A 368-nucleotide genomic window follows, 5' to 3' on the forward strand; every position below is an offset into this window, starting at 1 on the left:
AAAAGTAGTGTGCTTTTTTGTTTGGATTGAACAATATAATAGAGAATACTTTGTTTCACTTTCTAGTATGAATAGGAAGCTGTTATTCTTTATTATATAAGAGAAAGGAATTGAAAGCTTGAAGCGATGTATTCGTATTTTCTTATTCATTATAATAATGTCGATAATTTGGTTTACTTTACAAGAGACAATAGAAGTTACGCTCAATTATCAAATTTATGATTTGTTAATTGGAGCTGTATGTTTTACAATTGTGTACCTGTTCTATGATAAACTCAGATTAAGATAAATTTTTGTAAGAAAAATGTAGGATTTATATTTAATATGTCGAATAAAACATATGGTGTCGTAATAACAAATTTTCTATT

General features: G+C 25.5%; 1 protein-coding gene. It reads left to right on the forward strand.

Features of this window, described 5'->3' with window-relative positions; genetic code table 11:
- The first annotated feature begins 109 nt into the window (after positions 1–109).
- Positions 110–289 carry a hypothetical protein gene (locus KVT34_RS32685; protein WP_226545510.1) on the forward strand — a complete coding sequence of 60 codons (180 nt, stop codon included), beginning with the start codon at positions 110–112 and terminating at the stop codon, positions 287–289.
- The last annotated feature ends 79 nt before the right edge of the window (positions 290–368 follow it).

The sequence above is a fragment of the Paenibacillus sp. GbtcB18 genome (assembly GCF_019091125.1).
Taxonomy (GTDB): Bacteria; Bacillota; Bacilli; order Paenibacillales; family NBRC-103111; genus Paenibacillus_F; species Paenibacillus_F chitinolyticus.